This window comes from Bradyrhizobium sp. STM 3562, assembly GCF_045571435.1.
Taxonomy (GTDB): Bacteria; Pseudomonadota; Alphaproteobacteria; order Rhizobiales; family Xanthobacteraceae; genus Bradyrhizobium.
In genome coordinates, this window is sequence record NZ_CP120694.1 from 677,953 (window position 1) to 699,493 (window position 21,541).

The 21,541-nt window shown below is 63.3% G+C and carries 25 protein-coding genes, 1 tRNA gene and 1 riboswitch; of the genes, 18 read left to right on the plus strand and 8 right to left on the minus strand.

Translation table 11 applies throughout. The features are described 5' to 3' along the window. Nucleotides 1-66: 66 nt before the first annotated feature. Nucleotides 67-146, minus strand: a riboswitch (SAM riboswitch). Between the two features lie 109 nt (nt 147-255). Beyond that, nucleotides 256-1,362 carry a 2'-deoxycytidine 5'-triphosphate deaminase gene (locus P6U23_RS03100; protein ID WP_407181766.1) on the plus strand — a complete coding sequence of 369 codons (1,107 nt, stop codon included), beginning with the start codon at nt 256-258 and terminating at the stop codon, nt 1,360-1,362. 18 nt (nt 1,363-1,380) lie between these two features. Here the strand turns inward: P6U23_RS03100 and P6U23_RS03105 are convergent, their stop codons facing one another. The 3 genes from P6U23_RS03105 to P6U23_RS03115 all read right to left on the minus strand — a co-directional run bounded on the left by P6U23_RS03105 (nt 1,381) and on the right by P6U23_RS03115 (nt 2,887). Further along, nucleotides 1,381-1,740 carry a VOC family protein gene (locus tag P6U23_RS03105; RefSeq protein ID WP_407178140.1) on the minus strand — a complete coding sequence of 120 codons (360 nt, stop codon included), beginning with the start codon at nt 1,738-1,740 and terminating at the stop codon, nt 1,381-1,383. Between the two features lie 58 nt (nt 1,741-1,798). Then, entirely contained in the window at nt 1,799-2,638 is an 840-nt protein-coding gene (locus tag P6U23_RS03110) for a helix-turn-helix transcriptional regulator (protein WP_407178141.1), read from the minus strand. 99 nt (nt 2,639-2,737) lie between these two features. After that, nucleotides 2,738-2,887, minus strand: a complete 150-nt coding sequence (locus tag P6U23_RS03115; protein WP_407178142.1) for a hypothetical protein — start codon at nt 2,885-2,887, stop codon at nt 2,738-2,740. Nucleotides 2,888-3,296: 409 nt separating this feature from the next. Here P6U23_RS03115 and P6U23_RS03120 point away from each other — a divergent pair. From P6U23_RS03120 to P6U23_RS03140, 5 genes are all read left to right on the plus strand, one after another. Beyond that, nucleotides 3,297-3,370, plus strand: a tRNA-Gly gene (locus P6U23_RS03120). Between the two features lie 398 nt (nt 3,371-3,768). After that, nucleotides 3,769-3,972, plus strand: a complete 204-nt coding sequence (locus tag P6U23_RS03125; RefSeq protein ID WP_407178143.1) for a hypothetical protein — start codon at nt 3,769-3,771, stop codon at nt 3,970-3,972. 242 nt (nt 3,973-4,214) lie between these two features. Beyond that, the gene (locus tag P6U23_RS03130) at nt 4,215-4,643 is read left to right on the plus strand and encodes an Rrf2 family transcriptional regulator (RefSeq protein WP_407178144.1); all 429 of its coding nucleotides are present in this window, start codon (nt 4,215-4,217) and stop codon (nt 4,641-4,643) included. A 365-nt stretch (nt 4,644-5,008) separates the two neighbouring features. After that, nucleotides 5,009-5,341, plus strand: a complete 333-nt coding sequence (locus P6U23_RS03135; RefSeq protein WP_407178145.1) for a DUF6522 family protein — start codon at nt 5,009-5,011, stop codon at nt 5,339-5,341. Nucleotides 5,342-5,348: 7 nt separating this feature from the next. Continuing rightward, complete coding sequence (locus tag P6U23_RS03140; protein ID WP_407178146.1) at nt 5,349-5,585, plus strand: hypothetical protein; 237 nt, start codon at nt 5,349-5,351, stop codon at nt 5,583-5,585. Nucleotides 5,586-5,800: 215 nt separating this feature from the next. On the opposite strand, the gene P6U23_RS03145 is transcribed toward P6U23_RS03140, so the two are convergent. Next, nucleotides 5,801-6,184, minus strand: a complete 384-nt coding sequence (locus P6U23_RS03145; RefSeq protein WP_407178147.1) for a nuclear transport factor 2 family protein — start codon at nt 6,182-6,184, stop codon at nt 5,801-5,803. 365 nt (nt 6,185-6,549) lie between these two features. Here P6U23_RS03145 and P6U23_RS03150 point away from each other — a divergent pair, with 365 nt between their 5' ends. Beyond that, nucleotides 6,550-7,722 (plus strand): AI-2E family transporter, encoded by a 1,173-nt coding sequence (locus tag P6U23_RS03150; protein ID WP_407178148.1) that lies wholly within the window; start codon nt 6,550-6,552, stop codon nt 7,720-7,722. Between the two features lie 66 nt (nt 7,723-7,788). Further along, nucleotides 7,789-8,361 carry a hypothetical protein gene (locus P6U23_RS03155; RefSeq protein ID WP_407178149.1) on the plus strand — a complete coding sequence of 191 codons (573 nt, stop codon included), beginning with the start codon at nt 7,789-7,791 and terminating at the stop codon, nt 8,359-8,361. A gap of 15 nt (nt 8,362-8,376) precedes the next feature. Here P6U23_RS03155 and P6U23_RS03160 read toward each other — a convergent pair whose 3' ends face one another. Both P6U23_RS03160 and P6U23_RS03165 read right to left on the minus strand, forming a co-directional pair. After that, nucleotides 8,377-9,837 (minus strand): GntP family permease, encoded by a 1,461-nt coding sequence (locus P6U23_RS03160; protein ID WP_407178150.1) that lies wholly within the window; start codon nt 9,835-9,837, stop codon nt 8,377-8,379. Nucleotides 9,838-9,841: 4 nt separating this feature from the next. Further along, complete coding sequence (locus P6U23_RS03165) at nt 9,842-10,885, minus strand: patatin-like phospholipase family protein (protein WP_407178151.1); 1,044 nt, start codon at nt 10,883-10,885, stop codon at nt 9,842-9,844. A gap of 408 nt (nt 10,886-11,293) precedes the next feature. Between P6U23_RS03165 and P6U23_RS03170 the strand changes: the two genes are divergently transcribed. Then, a complete protein-coding gene (locus tag P6U23_RS03170; RefSeq protein ID WP_407181767.1) occupies nt 11,294-11,812 on the plus strand; it encodes a DUF1269 domain-containing protein in 519 nt (172 codons plus the stop codon). A 133-nt stretch (nt 11,813-11,945) separates the two neighbouring features. Here P6U23_RS03170 and P6U23_RS03175 read toward each other — a convergent pair whose 3' ends face one another. After that, nucleotides 11,946-12,311: a nuclear transport factor 2 family protein gene (locus P6U23_RS03175; RefSeq protein WP_407178152.1), complete on the minus strand. Its 366-nt coding sequence runs from the start codon at nt 12,309-12,311 to the stop codon at nt 11,946-11,948. Nucleotides 12,312-12,530: 219 nt separating this feature from the next. Between P6U23_RS03175 and P6U23_RS03180 the strand changes: the two genes are divergently transcribed. The 6 genes from P6U23_RS03180 to P6U23_RS03205 all read left to right on the plus strand — a co-directional run bounded on the left by P6U23_RS03180 (nt 12,531) and on the right by P6U23_RS03205 (nt 17,680). Further along, complete coding sequence (locus P6U23_RS03180) at nt 12,531-12,785, plus strand: hypothetical protein (protein ID WP_407178153.1); 255 nt, start codon at nt 12,531-12,533, stop codon at nt 12,783-12,785. A 378-nt stretch (nt 12,786-13,163) separates the two neighbouring features. Continuing rightward, nucleotides 13,164-13,685 carry a hypothetical protein gene (locus P6U23_RS03185; RefSeq protein ID WP_407178154.1) on the plus strand — a complete coding sequence of 174 codons (522 nt, stop codon included), beginning with the start codon at nt 13,164-13,166 and terminating at the stop codon, nt 13,683-13,685. Between the two features lie 225 nt (nt 13,686-13,910). Beyond that, a complete protein-coding gene (locus P6U23_RS03190) occupies nt 13,911-14,102 on the plus strand; it encodes a hypothetical protein (protein WP_407178155.1) in 192 nt (63 codons plus the stop codon). 24 nt (nt 14,103-14,126) lie between these two features. After that, on the plus strand, nt 14,127-14,717 hold the full coding sequence (locus P6U23_RS03195) for an SCO family protein (RefSeq protein WP_407178156.1): 591 nt from the start codon (nt 14,127-14,129) through the stop codon (nt 14,715-14,717). A 160-nt stretch (nt 14,718-14,877) separates the two neighbouring features. Continuing rightward, entirely contained in the window at nt 14,878-15,738 is an 861-nt protein-coding gene (locus tag P6U23_RS03200; RefSeq protein WP_407178157.1) for a transporter substrate-binding domain-containing protein, read from the plus strand. A gap of 295 nt (nt 15,739-16,033) precedes the next feature. Then, on the plus strand, nt 16,034-17,680 hold the full coding sequence (locus P6U23_RS03205) for a lysine--tRNA ligase (protein ID WP_407178158.1): 1,647 nt from the start codon (nt 16,034-16,036) through the stop codon (nt 17,678-17,680). A 90-nt stretch (nt 17,681-17,770) separates the two neighbouring features. Here the strand turns inward: P6U23_RS03205 and P6U23_RS03210 are convergent, their stop codons facing one another. Beyond that, a complete protein-coding gene (locus P6U23_RS03210) occupies nt 17,771-18,697 on the minus strand; it encodes a 2-dehydropantoate 2-reductase (RefSeq protein WP_407178159.1) in 927 nt (308 codons plus the stop codon). Nucleotides 18,698-18,889: 192 nt separating this feature from the next. On the opposite strand from P6U23_RS03210, the gene P6U23_RS03215 reads away from it, so the two are divergent. The 3 genes from P6U23_RS03215 to P6U23_RS03225 all read left to right on the plus strand — a co-directional run bounded on the left by P6U23_RS03215 (nt 18,890) and on the right by P6U23_RS03225 (nt 21,390). Next, nucleotides 18,890-19,669 (plus strand): class II aldolase/adducin family protein, encoded by a 780-nt coding sequence (locus P6U23_RS03215; RefSeq protein WP_407178160.1) that lies wholly within the window; start codon nt 18,890-18,892, stop codon nt 19,667-19,669. A 285-nt stretch (nt 19,670-19,954) separates the two neighbouring features. Beyond that, on the plus strand, nt 19,955-20,299 hold the full coding sequence (locus tag P6U23_RS03220) for a DUF952 domain-containing protein (RefSeq protein WP_407178161.1): 345 nt from the start codon (nt 19,955-19,957) through the stop codon (nt 20,297-20,299). Beyond that, the gene (locus P6U23_RS03225; protein WP_407178162.1) at nt 20,296-21,390 is read left to right on the plus strand and encodes a quinone-dependent dihydroorotate dehydrogenase; all 1,095 of its coding nucleotides are present in this window, start codon (nt 20,296-20,298) and stop codon (nt 21,388-21,390) included. Before P6U23_RS03220 ends, P6U23_RS03225 begins: the two co-directional genes overlap by 4 nt. Nucleotides 21,391-21,541 lie beyond the last annotated feature (151 nt).

Here is a 21,541-nt window from a genome sequence, read left to right on the forward strand (position 1 = left end):
TCCAACATGGCCATCCTTTCAAATGGCCATAAAAAAACCGGCCTGGGAAACTCCTCAGGGCCGGGATCACAACTGTCCCCGGCCTGTTTAGCGATTTATTTAACGTGGCTGCAAGCCGGCCGGCTCAAATCACCACGGGATAAGTCATGCTCTTATTCGCACCCGACCTTTCCGTCAAGGCGGGGTTCGGCTAACCGATAAAAGGCCTGCTTTTGAGGAATTATGGAGAAGAGGCTTACCGCGGGGAATCCCGACGTGTCGTTCACGCTTGCAAGAGACGCCAACGGCATCCTGCCCGACCGCATGATCGCGGCGATGGCGGATTCCGGCCTGATCCTGCCGGCCTATCCTTTTGTCGAAAGCCAAATCCAGCCGGCCAGCCTCGATCTGCGGCTCGGCGACATCGCCTACCGGGTGCGCGCCAGCTTCTTGCCCGGTCCCGGCGCCACGGTGGCCGAACGGATCGACGAATTGAAGCTGCATGAGTTCAGCCTCGCCGACGGCGCCGTGCTGGAGACGAACTGCGTCTACATCGTGCCGCTGATCGAGAGCCTGGCGCTGCCGCCGGAGATCGTCGCGGCTGCCAACCCGAAAAGCTCCACCGGGCGGCTCGACGTCTTCACGCGCGTGATCGCCGACGGCACGCGTCGCTTCGACATGATCGGCGCCGGCTATCACGGTCCGCTCTATGCCGAGATCAGCCCGAAGACGTTTCCGGTGCTGCTGCGCGAGGGCTCGCGGCTGTCGCAGGTGCGCTTCCGCACCGGTGATGCCATTCTGGATGCGGACGAGCTCGACGCGGTGCATGCGAAGGAACGGCTCGTCGATATCGATGACGCCGATCTCTCCGGCGGCGTTGCGCTGTCGGTCGATCTTTCCGGCGAGAATTCGGGCGGCTTCGTCGGCTACCGCGCCAAGCGCCACACCGGCGTGGTCGATGTCGATCGCCGCAGCGGCTATCCCGTCGAGGAGTTCTGGGAAGCGATCCCGGCGCGCTCCGATCGCAGCCTCATTCTCGATCCCGGCGAGTTCTATATTCTCGCCTCGAAAGAAGCCGTGCAGGTGCCGCCGGACTATGCCGCCGAGATGGTGCCGTTCGATCCGCTGGTCGGCGAGTTCCGGGTGCACTATGCCGGCTTCTTCGATCCCGGTTTCGGCTATGCCGGCGCCGGCGGGCAGGGCGCCCGCGCGGTGTTAGAGGTGCGTTCGCGCGAAGTGCCCTTCATCCTCGAGCATGGCCAGATCGTCGGCCGACTGGTCTATGAAAAAATGCTGGCGCGTCCCGATGCGCTCTACGGTCAGCGCATCGGTTCGAACTACCAGGCGCAGGGCCTGAAGCTTTCCAAACATTTTCGCCTGTAGCAGGGGCTACGGAGAGCCCTATGTACAAACCGCCTCGACGTTGTTGCCATCGGGGTCGATCAGGAACGCGGCGTAGTAGGTCGGGCTGTAATCGGCCCTGATTCCGGCCGCGCCATTGTCCCGGCCGCCCGCTTTCAGACCCTCGGCGTGGAACTTCTTGATCGCATCGTGGCTCGGCGCGCGGAACGCGATGTGGGCACCTTCGCTCTTCAGTCCCCTGTGCAGATAGAGCCATAGTGCCGGCTCGCCCTTCGGACCAAAGCCGGCGCCGTTCTCGTCCTTGGAACAAAGGATATAGCCGAGCGGCGCCAGCACCGCGGTGTAAAACCGGACGCTGGCATCGAGATTGCCAACTTTCAGACCGATATGGTCGTACATGCTTGTCTCCCAATGCTTGTTGTTGCGCGCACTCCGCGCGGCATGGAGACGAGCCTAATCAGCCGAGCCGCAGGCGTTCTTGGAAAATCTTGCGCATCCCGCGCGAGGCCTGTCGGAACTTGAGCGGCGGGACGCCGGCGGCGCGATGGAAGGTACGGACGAAGTTGGAGAGGTCGGCAAAGCCGACGTCATAGGCGATGTCGGTGACAGCCCGCTCTTCATCGGCCAGGAGCCGCGCGGCATGCCGCAGCCGTGAGCGCACCAGGTACTGATGCGGCGTAACGCCGAGCACGGACGAGAAGAGCCTTAAGAAATGGAAGGGGCTGACGCCGGCCTGCGCGGCGGAGTTCTCCAGCTCGATCTCCCGATGCGAGTTCGCGTCGATCCACAACGCTGTCTCGACCGCGCGGCGACGGTCCCGTGCGCTGATTCTTGCAGCTTTTCGCGTGCGTCCCGACACCACTTCGACGAAGCGGCTGGCGAAAATCTGCCCGGCCTCGTCGAGACCGATATCGCTTCTGCCTTCCGCGGCGGCCTGCGCGAACTCGCCGAGAACCATCAGCTCGGGTAGCGGCGGCGCGGCACCGACCTGCCAGGCATCGGCGTGGCCCCCGATCGCGTCCACGAGCTCGGGCTCCAGAAAGAACGACAGGCACTCGTCGCCGCAGACATGATCATGGGTGCAGAAAAATTCGGTGTCGGGATAGCCGACCAGTACGCTTCCCGTCACCAGCTCATGGGCGCGCCCACGGCTGCAATAGCCGAAGCTGCCCTTGCGTACATAGGAAATCGAATGGCGGCGGTGCTGCTCCACGAACGGCTTCTCGCCCGGAACCGCCGTGCAGCGGAAATCCGAGACCGTAATCGACCGGCGCTGGAGCAGCCTGGTGGAGCTCATGCCGTAAATCTAGTGAGGCAGCCGCAACGGGGCAATCGGTGGGGCACGTTCAGCAGGTCGCGCCGATGAGCGGGCTCCGTTCGCGCGGCGGGACTCGCATCACTTGGTCTCACCGGGATGCTTGGGAAGCAAAGCCAATGTCCTCATGAGGCGTTCGCGCCAGTCGGGGTGTTTGATGCTGATCATCTGAACTGCCAGCATCGCGCATTCGTCGCAGATCGCGACCGGTGGCGAGGCGACGAGCTGCATCACTTCGCTTTGCGTCTTGCCGCAGAATGAGCAGGCCGGGCCCGACATGGCTCCCCCGCTCTAGCCTTGGGAATGATGATCGGAGCCGTCCGAACTGGACCGGCCTGTCCACGGCTCGGAATTGTCTCGGTTCGATATCATCCTGGTCTCCCGTCGGAGCGCAAAGCCGATTGACCCGGCAAAGAGCATCAACAACGTCTCGTCTTTGATGGCAACAACGGGCAATGTACTTTCGGCCGCCGCAGCGCCGGACAATCCCATGCGGTACGTGAAGATAGCCATGCACCGCGCGTCCGCGCGATGCCGCCGGGGCTTTATTTCGGCCGCTGGTTAACGTAGGTTGGAGACCTTCATGTGGCGACGCAAAGCCTGTGATCGACGCGCGAAGTCGACATAAGTGATTGATTTTGCGGGCGTAGTTCAATGGTAGAACGGCAGCTTCCCAAGCTGCATACGAGGGTTCGATTCCCTTCGCCCGCTCCAGCCTTTCTCTCCCTTTCGATCAGGAGCTTACGCCTAACAGGGTTGATTTGCCCGCTGTTGCGCGGACCAGTCATGCAATGTTCGTGCAAGGCAGGGCGAGGTTTCGACTTCCGCGCGCTGGATGCAGGCAGTCACTCCGGATGCCACTTTCGCGGCCAAGCAGTCTCCCCGTAGCGACACAAGGTATCCGACCAGATTTGGCGCGCTCGCGACCGTGCCGTACAGACTGCCGCCGTCCGCCATCACTGTAGCGCGGTCAGGGCCGCTGAGGCGCTTCGGCTGCGGTGGTGCCGGCTCGTAGGTCACCAAAACAAGAGGATGGGTTGATCACCGCGACCGCAAAGGGCTGCCGTCTCCCGCGACGGTGATGGTCCCACAAGAAAAGATATATTTTATATATGACGATGTCGGAAAGCAAATTCGGGCGCCTGCTGATGCTCAAGATTGCACTCGCCGGCGTCGTCCTCGCTTGCTTCGTCAGCGCCATGACGCTGCATTCTCTGAACAGGAAGAATCCGGCGATCTTCAAGGCCATTCACCTCATCGTCTTCACATGCATCGTCGCCATCGTGGTCCTGGCCAAGGCGATGTTCTACGCCTAGCGAAGCGGCTTGCTGTGCCGTGGCGAAGCGATGCGAAGAGCGAACGCCGGTTCAACACCTTGCTTCATCGCCTGACATGCAGGCTGAACCGATCGAGCAGGGGGATGGCTGTGAATGAACCAGCACAGCATCCGGTCAGAGCAAAGCCCGGAGAACTTGCAAAACATACAGGCGACGCGTATCTTTAGCCCTCTGGACACTTATGTTGCGCCGCTAAATCGATGGCGTCGGCGGGATGTTTCATGCGACTGACGAACTTTACCGATTTCGCGCTACGGCTGCTGATGTATGCGGCAGCCCACGAAGACCGGCTGATCACCATCGAAGAGGCGTCCGAGGTCTACAACATCTCGCGCGCGCATCTGATGAAGATCACAAACACCCTGACCAGGGCAGGCTTTTTGAAAGCGGTGCGTGGACGCTCCGGCGGGCTGACGCTGGCGAAGCCGCCGCGCAAGATCCGGCTTGGCGACGTGGTCCGAACGACAGAGCCTGATTTCGCTCTGGTCGAATGCTTCGCCAGCGGCAATCAATGCCTCATCACGCGGAGCTGCCGGCTCCGCGGCATCCTGCACGAGGGCCTCGATGCGTTCAATGCAGTCCTCGACAAGTACACGCTCGCCGACCTGATGCTGGGGCCGAAGGATTTTGGTGTGCGGCCTGCGGCGTGATCGGCAAGGCGGAACGCGCGGTCAGGCGGCCGAGCGCAGACGGCGTCTTGACGCAACCGGCCGCGGCTCGGCTTGCCGCGACCGCCGTCCAATCGCCAAGCAGTCCCTTGTCTCCCCTCGAAAACAACGCCCGGCATTTGATATCCTAAACGTTTCGCCCGGATGACAGCGCTCAAAATCCTCGCGGATCAGCGACTCGAAATGGGCTCGCTCGGCCGGCTTCAGATAGTCGCGCTGGGCTCCCGGCGGGGGTAGCGATTCTGCTCGGCCTTCCAGCCGGAACGGAATGGTCATGGTTGACCTCTTGCCGATAAGATGAATTATAAATGTTTCTTTGTTGAAATGCCTCGACAAGGAGAAATGCGATGATCGAGAGCTGCCAAAACGCCGAACCTTCAACATCGTCCGAACGCGCCATAGAGTTCGGCGACAACACATTCCTGGTCGATGCTGTGCTGATCGGCGAGCTTCTGCACATACCTGCACCACGGGTGCCGGCTTTGATGCGCGAAGGCAAAATCACGAGCGCCTGCGAACGCGGCGTCGATGAGCATGCCGGAGAATTCCGCCTGACCTTTTTCTACCGGAACCGCCGCGCGCGGCTGGCGACTGATCCGACGGGCCGCATCCTTCGCAAATCGGTTATCGACTTCGGCGATCAGCCCCTTCCCGATGCGCTCCACCGGCCCGGCGACTGATTTGGGCATGAACTGGCAGCCCATAGCATTCGCTCCCTTCGCTCGGGATCTCGAGCTTGCCGTTATTGATGCGGAGGGGCCGCACGCGCTGGTGTTTCCGTGCCGTCGCATTCTTCGTGGCTGGATCAAGTCGGAGACCGACGAACAGATCGATGTTCACCCGACGCATTGGCGGGAGTGGACCCATCCTGCGTCAGCGGATCTTTCGTTCGTCTCGACGTTTGAGCGCGGCAGCAAGCTTTAATTCTTCATCTGCCAGCAGGCGCTTTAGGGTACCACGCTTCTTCTCGTCGGTCTCGGATCCCAGCAGCCTGGCAAATTGCGCGATGTTCGCCTTGCAATTGCCAGGTCCATCGCTTACGCCCGCTATTCCTTTCCGCGGCAAACTTACCCGCGAGCGACGAAAACAAGACTTAAGCGCGGAGCTGACGGTTCTATTCCCGCTCCAAGTCTGACCGTTCAAGGACCCTTGATATAGCCTTGGACTTCCACGATCCGCCCATCGCGCACGCGCATCAGGTTGACGCCGCGCACGGAGTCCAGGCGATCCGGCCCCCAGATCAGCCGCCACCGGATTTCGCCGCGGTCGCCGCGGGCGATGATGCTTTCCGGTTCGAAATGGACGCCTGAGGTGGTCGCAATTCGTGTCCAGAGGTCGACGCAGGCATCCTTGCCTTCGTGCCGCGAGCCGTCGGGCGCGGGCTGCGTATTTTCGATGATGCAGTCGTCGGCGACCAGCTCGGCCAGCGCCGCGGGATCGTGAGTTATGAAAACCTGGTTGAAGCGGCGTAAAACCGCCTCCGTCTGCCTGCTCTCAGCGTCGTTGAAGCTAGCCCGTGCCATTACTATCTCCGTTGCCACGCAGTCTTGCGACCGGCATATCGCGTTTTGCTGATTAATATGCGATTTGGTACAAAAAATTGGTCACATGCTCGTGTACTGGAATGATCCGCCGCGGTGATGTCGCGGCAGATCGGCGGTTGGCCTCGCCGCACCGTGAAGGTCAGCGCCGTTCGCTGGCTTCAGCTCCATGCCGTGGCGCTGCTCCAACCGCCGGGCGAGGGTAGCGCTCACGAAGCTGCGATTTCCTGGCCGGCTTGCATGGACACGCGCAGCTTTATGGAGGCAAGATGCCAAACCTGAGGCTGAGCTGACGCCGCATTGAGGACATCGAAATAGCGGGGACATCCATGTGATTTGAGCGACCGATGAATGATCCCACACCAGGACAGGATCGAATTCGCGACGCTGCCTCAGGCGACAATCCAGCCGATGAAGCGGCGCGTGCTGGTCGTCTCAACTTACTAACGGCTGGTCTCACCTTGCTCGCCGCCGGCGTCTGCCTGTTCCTGGCCTGGAAGGCGGTTTCCAGCCTGCTCGTCATTTTCGCAGGCGTGCTGTTCGCATCGTTCCTGGATGCCTGCGCCCTCGCGCTTGCTCCCGTCCTTCCGGTCAATCGTCCCTGGCGGCTGACGCTGGTCGTCCTGCTGTTGACGGCGCTTCTTGCCTTCGCCCTCGTATGGGGAGCGGGCAAGCTGCCCGAGCAGACGCGTCTTCTCCTGAAAGTCATGGATACGCAGCTCGACGTGTTACAGGCGCATCTGCTGTCGTTCGGCGTGGACCTGTTCGGCCCCGAAGGCGGCCGCGACTTCACGCGCTGGTTCTTTTCCGATCAGGGCAGGTTCTTCAGTCACGCACAAATGGTGATCGGGACCGCATCGAATTTTCTGACGGATGCTCTCGTCATCCTCTTCCTCGGCATCCTCTTCGCCTTCGATCCCGCAAGCTACCGCGAAAGCCTGGTCCTGCTCATACGGCGGCCGTACCGCGCCCGCGTGCGGGACGTGATGAACGAGATGGGGAACGTCCTGCGCCTGTGGTTCGTCGGACAGGTGATCCGCATCGTTCTCATGACCCTGTGCGTGTGGCCAATCCTCTATCTGATCGGGCTACCGGGTCCCTTCGTGCTCGGGCTGCAAGCGGGCCTCTCGAATTTCATTCCCTATCTGGGGCCGATCGTCGCCGCGGTCCCGATTGGCCTGGTGGCGATGCCTCTCGGTCTTTCAGTGATGGTCTGGGCGGTCGGCATCTATACGGCGGTGCAGTCGCTCGAAGGTTATGTGATCGGCCCGCTGATCCAGCGTCAGGCGGTCGAGCTTCCGCCGGCCTGGACGCTGGTGGCCATCGTGCTGCTGGGTGCCTTGTTCGGCGTCATGGGAATTGCGCTTGCCATGCCGCTGGTCGCGATCGGCCGCGTCGCCGTTCTTCGATTCTATGTCGAGGACTGCCTCGGGGACAGGCTGGGCGCGCCCGTGGAGGGCATGCCGGTGAAGTCGGGCGGCATCGCATGGACGCTTTGGCCGGGCCGCCACCAGAGATAGGAGTCCGGGACGTGGAGCCTTTCAGCGTTGCGAAAGCGTCCGGTTTGAGATGTGATTGGGTGGCCCATGAGCGACCTTGATGTGCATCGGAATGAGACCGCGTCCTCGACCCATTCGGGCTTGATCAAGCTGCTGTGGCGGCAGCTTCCCTTCATTGTCGCGCTGGTGCTTGCGATCGCGGGCGTCGCCTACACGAATATCTCGCACCAGCCGCTGGTCGGCTATTGGGAGTTTCTGGCGCTTGCCATCGGCGTGGTCTGCGTCGTGACCAAATGGCCAGAGCTCCACAGCAGAGACGCGCGCTTTCACCTGATCTGGACCCAGGCCGTTCATTGGGTAGCGGTCCTCATCGCCATGAACATCGTGCTGGTGTCGCGCGTCCAGCAATTGTTGCCGACCCCCGCGACCAGCCTGGTGCTTCTGACCCTGCTTGCGCTCGGCACGGTCCTGGCGGGCGTCAGCCTGCTCTCGCTTCGAATCTGCTTTCTCGGCATTGCCATGGCGGTCACGGTGCCGGCCATTTCCTGGCTGCAGCAATCCGTCATTTTCTTCGTGCTGGCGGCGGTCTTGCTGATCGGGCTTGGCCTTGCCTTTTGGCTGAGCCAGGGCGACGACCGCGCTTCGACGCCGCCGAACTGATGGCAACGGATCATCTCAGAACGATCCAAACACCGAGCCGAGAAGCATCACCGCGACAAGGCCGATGATCGGTCCGACAATGCCGACGATGACGATATCGCGGTAAGCTTCGCGATGGCTCGATCCGCAGACGGCGAGCAATGTGATCACCGCGCCATTGTGCGGGAGGCTGTCGAGCGTTCCGGCGCCGATCACGGCCACGCGATGCAACAGGGCAGGCGACATGCCGATGTCCGCCGCGCGCTCGAGATAGGTTCGCGCCAGCGCGTCGAGCGCGATGGTCAGGCCGCCCGACGCCGAGCCGGTCAGTGCCGCCAGCAGGTTGGTCGAGATTGCGAGCGACACCAAGGGGCCGCCTTCGATCCCCAGCACCGCGTCGCGCACGACCGCAAAGGCCGGCACCGCCGCCACTACGGCGCCGAACCCGACCAGGCTCGCCACGCTCATGGCGGGAAGCACCGATGCATTCGCGCCCGCGTCGATCGACTCGCGGATCGTGGGCAGGCGGCGATAGTTGATCGCGAGCACCGTCACAATCGCACAGGCCAGGGCCGTCACCACCGACCAGACGCCCCCGATGGCCGCAAGCGACGTCTCGCCCCAGCGGGCCTCGGCAAGAAAGGACGTATCAAGCCACGGCAGCACCAGTGTCGACATCAAGAGATTGACCGACACCACCACGAGGATCGGCAGTGCCGCCGGCAGAATGCTCAGCGATGCCTCGCTCGGCTTGCCGCGCGTGATCTCCGGCGGGTCAAATTCGCGCGCCGTCGTGGCGCGCTCGCGGAGCTGCAGGTCGGTCGCCAGCCGTTCGCCTGAAGGCGGTTCGCCATCCCCGAATCCCTCGCGCCCCTGAGCGCGCGCTTCTTCCCGGCCAAGCCACCAGACTCCGAAGCCGAGCATGATCAGCGAGGCGATAATGCCAAGCCCGGGCGCCGCGAACGGCGTGGTCCCGAAGAACGGCATCGGGATCGCGTTCTGGATCGACGGCGTTCCTGGAAGCGCCGACATGGTGAAGGTGGATGTGCCCAGCACGATGGCCGCGGGCATCAGGCGCCTCGGAATGCCGGCGGACCGAAACAGCTCTTGCGCCATCGGGGCAAGCACGAAGAAGGCGACGAACAGGCTGACGCCGCCATAGGTCACGAATGCGCCGGCAAGCACCACCGCAAGCACGGTGCGCCGCGTACCGAGCCGTTCCGTGACATAGCGCCCGATCACCGCGACCGAGCCGCTGTCCTCCATCAGCTTGCCGAACAGCGCGCCGAGCAGGAACAGCGGAAAGAATTGGGCGACGAAGCCGGCGGCGCTGGCCATGAAGGTCTGCGTCAGGTGCGCGAGCAGCGGTTCTCCAGAGAAAAGCGCGGCGATCATGCCCGCGAGCGGCGCCAGGATCAGCACACTCCAGCCGCGATAGGAGAGCCAGATCAGAAGGCCGAGACCGATCAGGATGCCAACCAGGCCAAAGGCGATCATGGGTTCAGCACTCTTGCAGGAGAATATCGAGATCGGCGGTCGATCGCGTCCCGACGTCCGCGGCGTGATGGTCGAGGAATTGATCGGCGCTGCGGCGTCCGACGTCCTTGAGCATGGAAACAAAGGCCCATTCCGCATTCAGCTTCGATGACGCGCCGAACACGGCGAGCTTGTCGGTCCAGATCCGATGGATGCGCATCTCTGCCCAGCGCGCGCCTTCGCCGTGACCGGGATCGGCGACCTGCCGAAGCAGCGCGATCATCCGCAGTTCCTTCATCAGTGGTGAATTGAACGAGATTTCGTTGAGCCGATTGAGCACGTCGTGCGCGGTGCGCGGGACATCGGTCCGCTCGCGCGGATTGATCTGCACCAGGATGGTGTCATGCGCGTCGCTTTCGCGCACCAGCGGCGTGATGGTCGGATTGCCGGCATAGCCGCCATCCCAGTAATACTCGCCCTCGATCTCGACGGCCTGGAACATGGTCGGCAAGCACGCCGACGCCAGAAGCACGTCGGCGGAGATCTCGGCATTGCGGAAAATGCGTCCGCGGCCCGTTCGCACGCTGGTGGCGGTGACGAAGAGCTTTATCGGCGAGCGGATCAGGCGATCAAAATCGATACTCTCGGCGAGAATGCCGCGGAGCGGGTTGAGATCGAGCGGATTGAGATGATAGGGCGAGAACAGCCGCGTCATCAAATCGAACGCCAGATAGGCCGGCGAGTTTTCGAGCGACCACCGGCCGAACAGCCGATCCACCGGCGAACGCTGCAACGGGCTGAATGCCGCCGCGCGCGAGACCCTGCGCCAATATGCGTCGAGCGCTGCCCTTGCGCCCGCCGCGCCGCCAGCGGTCCAGCCATCGGCGAGCACGGCGGCATTCATCGCGCCGGCCGATGTCCCCGAAATGGCTTCGATGCGAAGCCAGGGCTCCTCAAGCAGGCGGTCGAGCACGCCCCAGGTGAAGGCGCCGTGTGAGCCGCCGCCCTGCAGCGCAAGATCGATCAGAACCGGAGGCCGTGTCGTGGCATGGCCACTCTCCTGCGACATCGCAATTCTCCGCGGGACCCTTGTCGGCCATCTTGCGCGCCCGGCTTGTTCCTCTTGCGCGGGCCGTCCGCCATCGATCGGACGTCGTAAGTGTAACCGGATTTGCCGGGGCGGCGGAGACGCGTAGCTGCAGTTCCTCCTGATCCCGGCGGCGAGCTTGCCGGCGTATCGTTCGCAATCCCTGTGACGCGCGGATGTCGGCGCCGGTGAGCGACATCATAGGACAGCATTGCTCACTGATTGAATCGAATAAGTGCACTCATCTCCTAATTGTGAATGTGCGTGGCGGCAATTGGCGAAGTCGCTGCCGTGGCCCGTGTTAACTTCGCCGCGCGAAGGGCACGGAGGTTGTTGTTCGGGGGGAGCCAATCAGGGGAAGCAAATCGAAATCGTCACGGGAGCGTAGACATGTCAGACCTTGTTGCGATTGTGTACCCGTCCGAAGCCAAGGCCGAAGAAGTTCGGCAGAAACTGCTCAAGCTGCAGCGCGAATATCTGATCTCGATCGGTGACGCCGTCATCGCGGTGAAGACGGATGCGGATTCCGTCAAGCTCAATCAGATGGTCAACACGACCGCGATGGGCGCCGCCACGGGAAGCTTCTGGGGCCTGTTGGTCGGATTGTTGTTCATGAATCCGCTCATTGGCGTCGCTCTTGGCGCTGCGGGCGGCGCAATCGGCGGCGCGCTCACCGATTTCGGCATCCAGGATCAATTCATGAAGGAACTTGCATCCAGCGTGAAGCCGGGAGATGCGGTTCTGTTCGTGCTGATCAAGCAAATGACCGCAGACAAGGTGTTGAACGAAATCAAGGATGACGGGGGCGTGGTGCTGAAGACGTCGCTCGACGAGAAGAAAGAGCAGATGCTTCGCGACACGCTTGCGAAAGCGGCCGGACCCGCTGCTTCCCCTTCGGCAGCGGCCTGAAAATCTCGCTTCGCGCCGGCGCCCGGGAGCTTGAGACTTTCGGGCGGGGATGGCGCGTTGCGCTCCGCGTGGACGCGGTGCGGCGGGCGCGCGGCCGCCCGCTGATGCGCGGACAGCCGCTCGCTTCTCCGCCTCACGCGCTCTGCGGCACCTGATCCAAAAAGCCGGTGATGCTCTGGATGCGGCCGTCCTTCAGCACGGCGAAGTCGGTTCCCTTGATCGGGCTATCGACGCCGTCGGGTCCGAGCCCCCAACAAAAGCGCAAGCGATCGCCATAACCGTTCGGCTCCCCGATCAGCTTGAACCTGAACTCCGGAAAGCGCTGCTGAACGCCCGCGATCAGCGCGTCGACGCCCTCATGCCCCTCGCCGCTCATCAAGGGATCGACGTAAGTGGCGTCAGCCGTCCAGGTGGTCGCCAGCATCTCCCGCCTGCGGCTCGGCGTCCGCTCGTTCCAAAGCTCGATATAGCCCTTCGCGATGTTGTTGATGTCGGTCATTCGGTCCTCCTTCTGACATAGCCGATGCAACGGCGAGACCGACTATCGAAGCTTAAGCCCAGCAAATCGATTACCCCGGAGGTCATGCGTTTGGATCGGGTGACTTGGCCTCCCATGAGCCTGGTTCCATGCCCTGCCATGCGTTGTCTCTGCACCGGATCATGGAACTGGCGTCCGGCGCCTCGAATTATCGCGCGGGCAGTTACCGGAGGATCAGACATGAGATTGGCAGTTGCATTGGCCGCGACCGCCTGCATCGCGCTTGCAGCCCCAGCGGCAATGGCAGACGACGCGCAGGTCGGTGTCGGTGTGACACCCCCGGATCCCGGCGTGACGGTCGGCGAGTCGCATGATCGCGACCGCACCACCGTAATTAAACGGGAAGACGAACCGGGCGAGCGGACGACCATCATCAAAAAGGAGCATGAGGAGCCCGACCGGAAGGTGATCATTCACGAGCACGATCACGATTAAGGCGCAGGCAAGCCGCCCCGCCGGTCGTTTCTTCGAATGCAAAGAAAAAGCCCTGGAGCGAGACTCCGGGGCTTTTTTTTGCCGTGTTGTTCTGCACAACCTCCCGCTGTCCTGGAAATGGTCGCACCGGAATGTTCCGGCGAACGTGGTTGCGATCCCTGCGCTGGCGCAGCGCTTTGGGGAACCGCTAACTCGTTCCTTTTTCGGGACGTTTGAATGGCTGAGTGCAGCGCGCGTGCAACACCCGATTTGAATTTCCTTTGGCGAGATGGGCCCGCCTAGACAAAACCGCGAAGTCGCATGACGCTAGCCTCAATTTTGCATCACTGAAGACGAAAAGATTCGGCTTCAACTCAAATCGTGAACCGGGGCAGGGACATGAAAATTGTGACGGGGTTGCTTGCGGCCGTTCTCTTGCTGGCGGCCATGGGGGCAAGCCATGCGGCGGTCCGTATCGCTGATGACCGCGGGGGGCGCATTGGAACTTACGTCGACAGGTATCAGGACCTGCGGTCCTCGGGTGAGACCGTGGTCATTGACGGTCTCTGCGCCTCCGCTTGCACCATCGTGCTCGGCGCCATTCCCCACGACAGGATTTGCGTCACCTCCCACGCGACACTGGGCTTCCACGCGGCCTGGGACTTCGGTTCCGGCGGCCGGGCGATCACCAACCCCGAAGCCACCCAGATGCTCTACTCCATGTATCCGACGCAGATCCGGCGCTGGATTGCCCGCCGCGGCGGGCTGACGCCGCGGATGATTTTCCTGCGCGGCCGGGAACTGCAGACCATGTACCGGCCCTGCTACATGGATGCGCAGGCCGCGTCGGGCAGGGCGGTACCGGCGCCGGCACCGGCGACGCCTGCAGCGCTGCGCTCGAACTCCCTCTCTCGCTACTGACTCCTGCTCGCGACCAGATCATGATCCGATTGGACGAAATCGGATCATGATCTCATCCTCTTGCTCGAGCATGATCTGCGCGCAAGCGCGTCGTGTTTGTTAGCTGACGCAGCCATTTCCACGCGACGCTAACGCGGCCCTCCGGCTCTGGAGCATGCCTTAAAGTGATCGGCGTCGCTTCAAGCAGCGCTTGCCGTCTCGGCGGGCGGGGCCTATGTCCTCGCCATGGCCCTGCCACTTTCCAGCCCCGATGAGCTCCCCGCCGCGCTGTCCGCCCGCCGAGGCGGGCGTCTTGCGGTGGTTGCGGGCGGCGCAATTGCCGTCCTTGTTCTCGTTGCCGCGCTGGCGCTGTGGTTCCGCTATGGGACCGCGGTGTTCTTCGAGACAATCGCGGCCGGTATCGCCGGCTGTTTCTGAGCGGGGTTCAGGGGAAAATTCAAGATGGATCGGACAAAGCGCCCGCTGGTGATTGCCTCCGCCTTCGGCGGAAGCCTCGTGATCGGACTTCTTTTGATGTTCTGGGCCCTTGGGGGCGTTCGCGGCGTGGCCACGCCGGTTGCGATCGGCGGCCCCTTCCAGTTGACCGACCAGAGCGGCGCGACCGTGACCGAAAAGAGCCTGCAGGGCCGCCCCTCCCTGATCTTCTTCGGCTTCACCCATTGTCCCGACGTCTGCCCCACCTCGCTGTTTGAGATTTCCGAGGTGCTGCGCGCCATGGGCAAGGACGCCGACCGGGTTAACGCCTATTTCATCTCGGTCGATCCCGAGCGCGACAACGTCCAGGCCATGAAGGACTACCTGTCGAGCTTCGATCCGCACCTCAAGGGCCTCACCGGCGAGCCGCAGGCAGTGGCGAAGGTCACCTCCGAATACCGCGTCTACGCCAAAAAGGTCCCGCTCAAGGACGGCGATTACACCATGGATCACACCGCGCTGGTCTATCTGATGGACCGCGACGGCAAGTTCGTCGGCCCCTTCAACCTGAAGCGGACGCCGGAAGAGGCGGCCGCCGACCTGAAGCGCTATCTTTAGCGATCTTTTTAGCCCGTTGCCCGGGTACAAACGGCGCTCGAATTAGCCGCAAGGCAGGTCTATAAGCCCACCCCAACCGCAATGTTTTTGGCCAATCCTGGTGCAGACCGCTCCTTTATCCCCTCGAGCACTAGCTGCCAGCCGGCCTAGCCGGTGGGCGGTGCTGACCGTGTTGGCCTTGCTCCTGTCCGGCGGGGCCCAGGCCGCCCAGCCCGCGCCGGCCACGACACCGCCCAAGCCTGGAACCGCGGCCGCGCCCCAAGCCGTGCCCGGCTTCTGGGACCCGCGGCGTCGCCCGGAGCGGCCCGACCTGTCCCGCATCTCGGTGATCCGCTTTCTGACCGAAACCGACTATCCGCCGTTCAACTTCACCGGGGCCGACGGCAATCCCGCCGGCTTCAATGTCGATCTCGCCCGCTCGCTGTGCGAGGAGATCAAAGTCACCTGCACCATCCAGATGCGGCGGTTCGACACCCTGCTTGACGCGCTCGCCAGCAACCGGGGCGACGCCATCATCGCCTCCATCGCGGTCACGCCGGAGACGCGCGCCCGGGTCGACTTCACCGATCCCTATTACCGCGCGCCGGCGCGCTTCGTCTCGCGCAAGGATCAGGTGCTGTCGGAAATCCGCCCCGAATATCTCGAGGGCCGGAAGGTTGGCGTCGTCGCCGGCACGGCGCACGAAGCCTATCTGAAGGCGATGTTCACCGACGCCGAACTGCACACCTATCCGAACGACGAGGCGCTGCGCGCGGGCTTGCGGCGCGGCGAGGTCGATTTCATCTTCGGCGACGCCATCTCGCTCGCCTTCTGGATCAACGGCACTGATTCCGCCGATTGCTGCGCGTTTTCGGGCGGTCCCTTCGTCGAAAGCCGCTATTTCGGCGAGGGCATCGGCATTGCGGTGCGCAAGGGCAACGATCTGCTCAGGCAGGCGTTGAACTGGGCGCTATTCCGGGTCTGGGAGAAAGGCCGCTACACCGACCTGTGGCTGCGCTATTTTTCGATCAGCCCGTTTTAGATTCTTTCACCGTCATTCCGGGGCGCGCCGTAGTCTTGTAGGGTGGGCAAATCAAAGTGTGCCCACCACACCCGGAAATGGTGGGCACGGCGCAAATGCGCCTTTGCCCACCCTACAAATTCGGGCTGACTGAAAGTTACACCGTCATTCCGGGGGCGCGTCGAAGACGCGAGCCCGGAATCTGGAGATTCCGGGGTTCGATGCTGGCGCATCGCCCCGGAATGCTACAGGCCGTCATTTTGCATTTTGGCGCGGAACGGCTAATTTCCGCGGCCTTTGGAGAACCGTACTCAAAATGTCCACGATCGATCTTGCCGCCCCAATCAGCGCGGGTGACCTGCGCGCGGTTGCCGAACAATCCACCGCCTGGCCGTTCGAACAGGCGAAAGCGATTGTCGCGCGGCTGAAAAAGACGCCGAAGGACGAGGTGCTGTTCGAGACCGGCTATGGTCCCTCCGGCCTGCCGCATATCGGCACGTTCGGCGAGGTCGCGCGTACCACCATGGTGCGCCACGCCTTCCGCGTGCTCACCGAGGACAAGATCAAGACGCGCCTGCTCGCGTTCTCCGATGACATGGACGGCCTGCGCAAGGTGCCGGACAATGTGCCGAACAAGGAGATGCTGGAGAAGAATCTCGGCAAGCCGTTGACGCGCGTGCCCGATCCGTTCGGCACTCATGCCAGCTTCGGCGCGCACAACAATGCACGGCTGCGCGCATTCCTCGATCAGTTCGGCTTCGACTACGAGTTCGCGAGCTCGACCGATTACTACACCTCGGGCCGCTTCGACGCGGCGCTGCTGCGCATGCTGGAGCGGATCGACAAGGTGATGGCGATCATGCTGCCGTCATTGCGCGAGGAGCGCGCGGCGAGCTATTCGCCGTTCCTGCCGATCTGCCCGCGCACCGGCGCGGTGCTTTACGTGCCGATCATCGCGCATGATGCGAAGGCCGGCACCATCTCCTACGACGATCCGGAGACCAAGGAGCGCGTTACGCTGCCGGTGACCGGCGGGCATTGCAAGCTGCAATGGAAGCCGGACTGGGCGATGCGCTGGTACGCGCTCGGTGTCGACTATGAAATGGCCGGCAAGGACCTGATCGACTCGGTCAAGCTGTCGGGCAAGATCTGCGGTGCGCTCGGCGGCACGCCGCCGGAGGGTTTCAACTACGAGCTGTTCCTGGACGAGAAGGGCCAGAAGATCTCGAAGTCGAAGGGCAATGGCCTGACGATCGAGGAATGGCTGCGCTATGCGCCGCCGGAATCCCTGTCGCTGTTCATGTATCGCGAGCCGAAGGCGGCGAAGCGGCTCTATTTCGACGTCATCCCGCGCAATGTCGATGAGTATTACCAGTTCCTGGAGGCCTTTCCCAAGCAGGAGGTGAAGCAACGGCTCGGCAATCCGGTCTGGCACATCCATGCCGGTCGTCCGCCCAAGGCGGATATGCCCGTCACTTTCCAGCTCCTGCTGACGCTGGTGTCGTCCTCGAATGCGGAGAATGCGGAGACGCTGTGGGGCTTCATCGGCCGTTATCGCCCGGGCGTGACGCCGCAGACGCATCCCAGGCTCGATGCCATGGTGGGCTATGCCATCAACTACTATCGCGACTTCGTCGCACCCGCGAAGAAGTTCCGCGAGCCGACCGAGAGCGAGCGCGCAGCATTGCAGGACCTGCGCGATGCGCTGTCGAACCTGCCGGCAGACTCGTCCGCGGAAGACATCCAGAACGTCGTCTACGAGATCGGCCGTCGCGAGCCGTTCCTCGATCCCGTGAAAAAGGGCAAGGACGGCCGGCCCGGCGTGTCGCTCGACTGGTTCAACATGCTCTACCAGGTGCTGCTCGGCCAGGAGAAGGGCCCGCGCTTCGGCTCCTTTGTCGCTGTCTACGGGATTGGCAACGCCGTCAACATGATCGACGGCGCACTGGCAAGATCGGCGTAATTCACTCCGCCGTCGTCCCGGCCAAGCGACTTGTCCGCCGTAGCTCGAAGAGCGAAGGCGGAAGCGCGAGCCGGGACGACCACGTTAGGACTACGATACTGCCGGCATGCCTCCGCTCGCCGCGCGCGTCAGCGTGAGCAGCATGCGCAATAGCGGCGTCGGCACGCCGTGCCGCTCGCCGAGCGCGACAACGGCGCCCGTGAGCGCTTCCACCTCCAGCGGTCGTCCCGCGACGCGATCGAAATACATCGAGGAGCCGGCGTCCGGCGGAATGGCGAGCAAGCGCGCGATCGATTGCGCCGGCTCGTCCGCGGCGAGTTGCGCGCCGTCGGCCCGCCCGACGGCGGCAGCCTCTTCAAGCAGCGCCAGGCACAGCGATTGCACGTCCTCGCGCCGAAACACCGCATTGCGCTGCACGGCGAGCGCTGAGACAGGGTTGGCCACCGCGTTCACCAGGAGCTTCCGCCACGCCAGCGTTTTGAAGTCGCCGCTGCAGAGCACTCGCATCGACGTGCCGTCCAGGAGCGCGGCGAACGATTGGCCGGCGGCATCGTCGCTGACCGCGAAATCGTAATCGCCGCCGCGCCGGTACCGGACACGGTCAGGCGCGAGCCGCTCGCCATTGTAATAGACGATGGTCGGAACGACGGTCGCATCGCCGACGAAGGGCGCGAGACGCTCGGCATGGCCGATGCCGTTCTGCAACGCCGCAACCCGTGTCCTCTCGCCGCAAAGTCGCGTCAGCCACGCACCGCTCGCTGCCGTGTCCTGCGTCTTGGTGCACAAGAGGACCCAGTCCACCGGTCTCGCCAGGGCCGGATCGGTCAGCGTGGAGATGGGTACCTCGATGCCGCCCTCCGGTCGCTCGACAGTCAAGCGCTCGATCGGATGCCTGACGCAGGCGATGATGTCATAGCGATCGACCACGCTGAGCACGCCGGCGATGACGCCGCCGATGCTGCCGAGACCGACGATGGCAATGCTCTTACGCTCGATATTGGCAACGTTTGGCGGCATGAAACCATCCTCGCTGGAAGATTAATCGAAGTCGCGCCGCGGACTGAAACTGCAAAGCGAGATGGGCGATCTGCGGCAATTTCAACGGCCCGCTGTCCGGACTGAGCTACAATACCGCCACAAGGATAGTCGTCCACCGGCTCATTTGAACCGGCAAAGGAGGCGACAGCCATATCAACAGGAGAGGACGCCATGCAGTTCAGGGTTTCGCCGCAGACGCTTGCCGATTGCAGCGCCGAGGAGTGGCAGGCGCGGGTCGATCTGGCGGCGGCGCATCGGCTCGCCTTTATCCACGGCTTCAGTGAGGGGATCTTCAATCATCTCACACTGGTCGTGCCGGGCCGCAGCGACCGCTATTATCAGATCCCGTTCGGCATGCATTGGTCGGAGGTCACGGCGTCCTCCTTCATGGAGGTCGGCATCGAGGACGGCCAGGTCAAGCGCGGCGAGGGCGATGTCGAGCGCTCCTGCTATTGCATTCATGCGCCGATCCACAAGGCCCTGCCGCAGGCCAAGGCCGTGTTCCACACCCACATGCCCTTTGCGAGCGCGCTGACGCGGCTGGAGGACCCGCGCATCAAGGAGATCGGGCAGACCGAAGTCGGGATGATGGGTCAGATCGCGTATGACGACGCCTACGCGGGCCCGGCCTTCGAGCCCGAAGAAGGCGAGCGTCTGGCGAAAGTGATCGGCGACAAGACCGTGCTGTTCATGGCCAATCACGGCATCAGCACCATCGGCGAGACGGTCGCGGAAGCCTATGACCGGCTCTATTACATCGAGCGCGCGGCGCAGGTTCAGATCTACGCGATGTGGACCGGCGAGAAGCTGAAGAAGCTTCCCGAGCAGGTGATCGAGAAGACCAGGCGGACTTTTGCCGGCGAGCGACGATACAATCCAGGACCGGCGCAGCGGCATTTCGACGCCCTCAAGCGCATGCTGGACCGCAAGGAGCCGGACTACGCCTCTTGAAGACCGGCGGCGCCGCCGGCTGGCGCGATCGACGTTTTGCCTCTCGAGCTGGGCGCGTCTCTTGACGTGTGGCCCAGTTCGCTCGGCGCTTAACTCGCCGGATTGACTTGCGCGTGCGCGGCTGCCACGCGCAAGCGGGGCCGCCGAGACCCGTCACTCCCTCCACACACACCGGCATTCCGATTTCGCGGGAGCGTCCCGAACGCCGCCCCTTGAGTTGTGCCGAGGCCGTCGATACGGTCGAAAATCACCAACAGATTCAGGCGAGAGGCTCCGGCAGAGCTCGTGGTCAAAATTTATAAGATTTGTTCCGTTTCGGCCTGGCGCGAGGCCGAGGCAAGCGGGGTGTACCGGGGAAGCGCCGACGATGCGCGTGACGGTTTCATTCACTTCTCCACCGCCGCCCAGGTCGCCGAGACCGCGCGAAAACATTTTGCCGGGCAGAAGGACCTGTTGCTGGTCGAGGTCGATGGCGATGCTCTGGGTGCTGCGCTGCGCTGGGAGCGTTCGCGCAATGACGAGCTGTTTCCGCATCTCTATGGCGAGCTCCGGCTTGGCGCGGTCCGCGGCGTCCGCGAGCTGCCCGCGCGGGCGGACGGCTCTCACGCAATACCGGAGCTCGAGCCGTGATCCGCGCCTTCGATGCCTTCTCACTGCCGCTGCTCCGCTGGTTCGATCCGGAAGATGCCCATCGCCTGGCGATCCAGGGCTTGAAACTGCTGCCGCCGACGCGGCCGCGCACTGACGATCCGAAGCTCGCCGTGCGCGCTTTCGGCCTCAATTTCCCCAATCCGATCGGGATAGCCGCGGGCTTCGACAAGAACGCCGAGGCGCCGGATGCGCTGTTGCGGCTCGGTTTCGGCTTCGTCGAGGTCGGCACGGTGACGCCGAAGCCGCAGGACGGCAACCCGCGGCCACGGCTGTTCCGGCTCGATCGCGACGAAGCCGTGATCAACCGCATGGGCTTCAACAATGATGGCGCGCCGGCGGTGCTGCGCCGGCTTGCTTCGCGCGCCCATCACGGAGGCATTGTCGGGGTCAATGTCGGGGCCAACAAGGATTCACCCGATCGTGTCGCCGATTATGTGCGCCTGATCGAGACCTTCGCGCCGGTCGCAAGCTATTTCACCATCAACGTCTCTTCGCCCAATACGCCGGGCCTGCGCAATCTGCAGCAGGCGGCGATCCTCGACGACCTGCTTGCGCGGGTGATCGACGCGCGCGAGCGCGTGCGGCAGAAGGCGGGCGACACCCCGGTGCTCCTGAAGATCGCGCCGGATTTGAGCCTCGCCCAGCTTGACGAGGTGGTTCAGGTCGCGCGCTCGCGCCGCGTCGACGGCATGATCGTGGCCAACACCACGGTGGCGCGGCCGAAGAGCCTGCGCGACAAGGCGCGCGGGGAGGAGATCGGCGGCTTGTCCGGCCGGCCGCTGTTCCGCCTGTCGACGCGCATGGTCGCGGAAACCTATGTGCGTGCGGAAGGCGCGTTTCCGCTGATCGGGGTGGGTGGCATCGATTCCGGCGGCGCGGCGCTGACCAAGATCCGCGCCGGCGCCAGCCTGATCCAGCTTTATTCCTCGCTGATCTACAAGGGCCTCGGCCTGATCGACGACATCAAGAACGATCTCGCCGCGACGCTGCTGCGCACCGGGCGCGACTCGCTCGCCGAAATCGTCGGCGCCGACGCCGCGACGATCACCGCCGAGGACTGGCCGGTGTAGGGCTTGTCTTCCCTTCATCGTCTCTCGCGCAGGCGGGGTATCCAGTGCGCAGCGCTTTTTCAGCTCAATCGCAACGTTCTGGAATACTGGATCGTCCGCTTTCGCGGACGATGACGGCGGCGCATAAGGAGCGGCCCGTAGGATGGGTAGC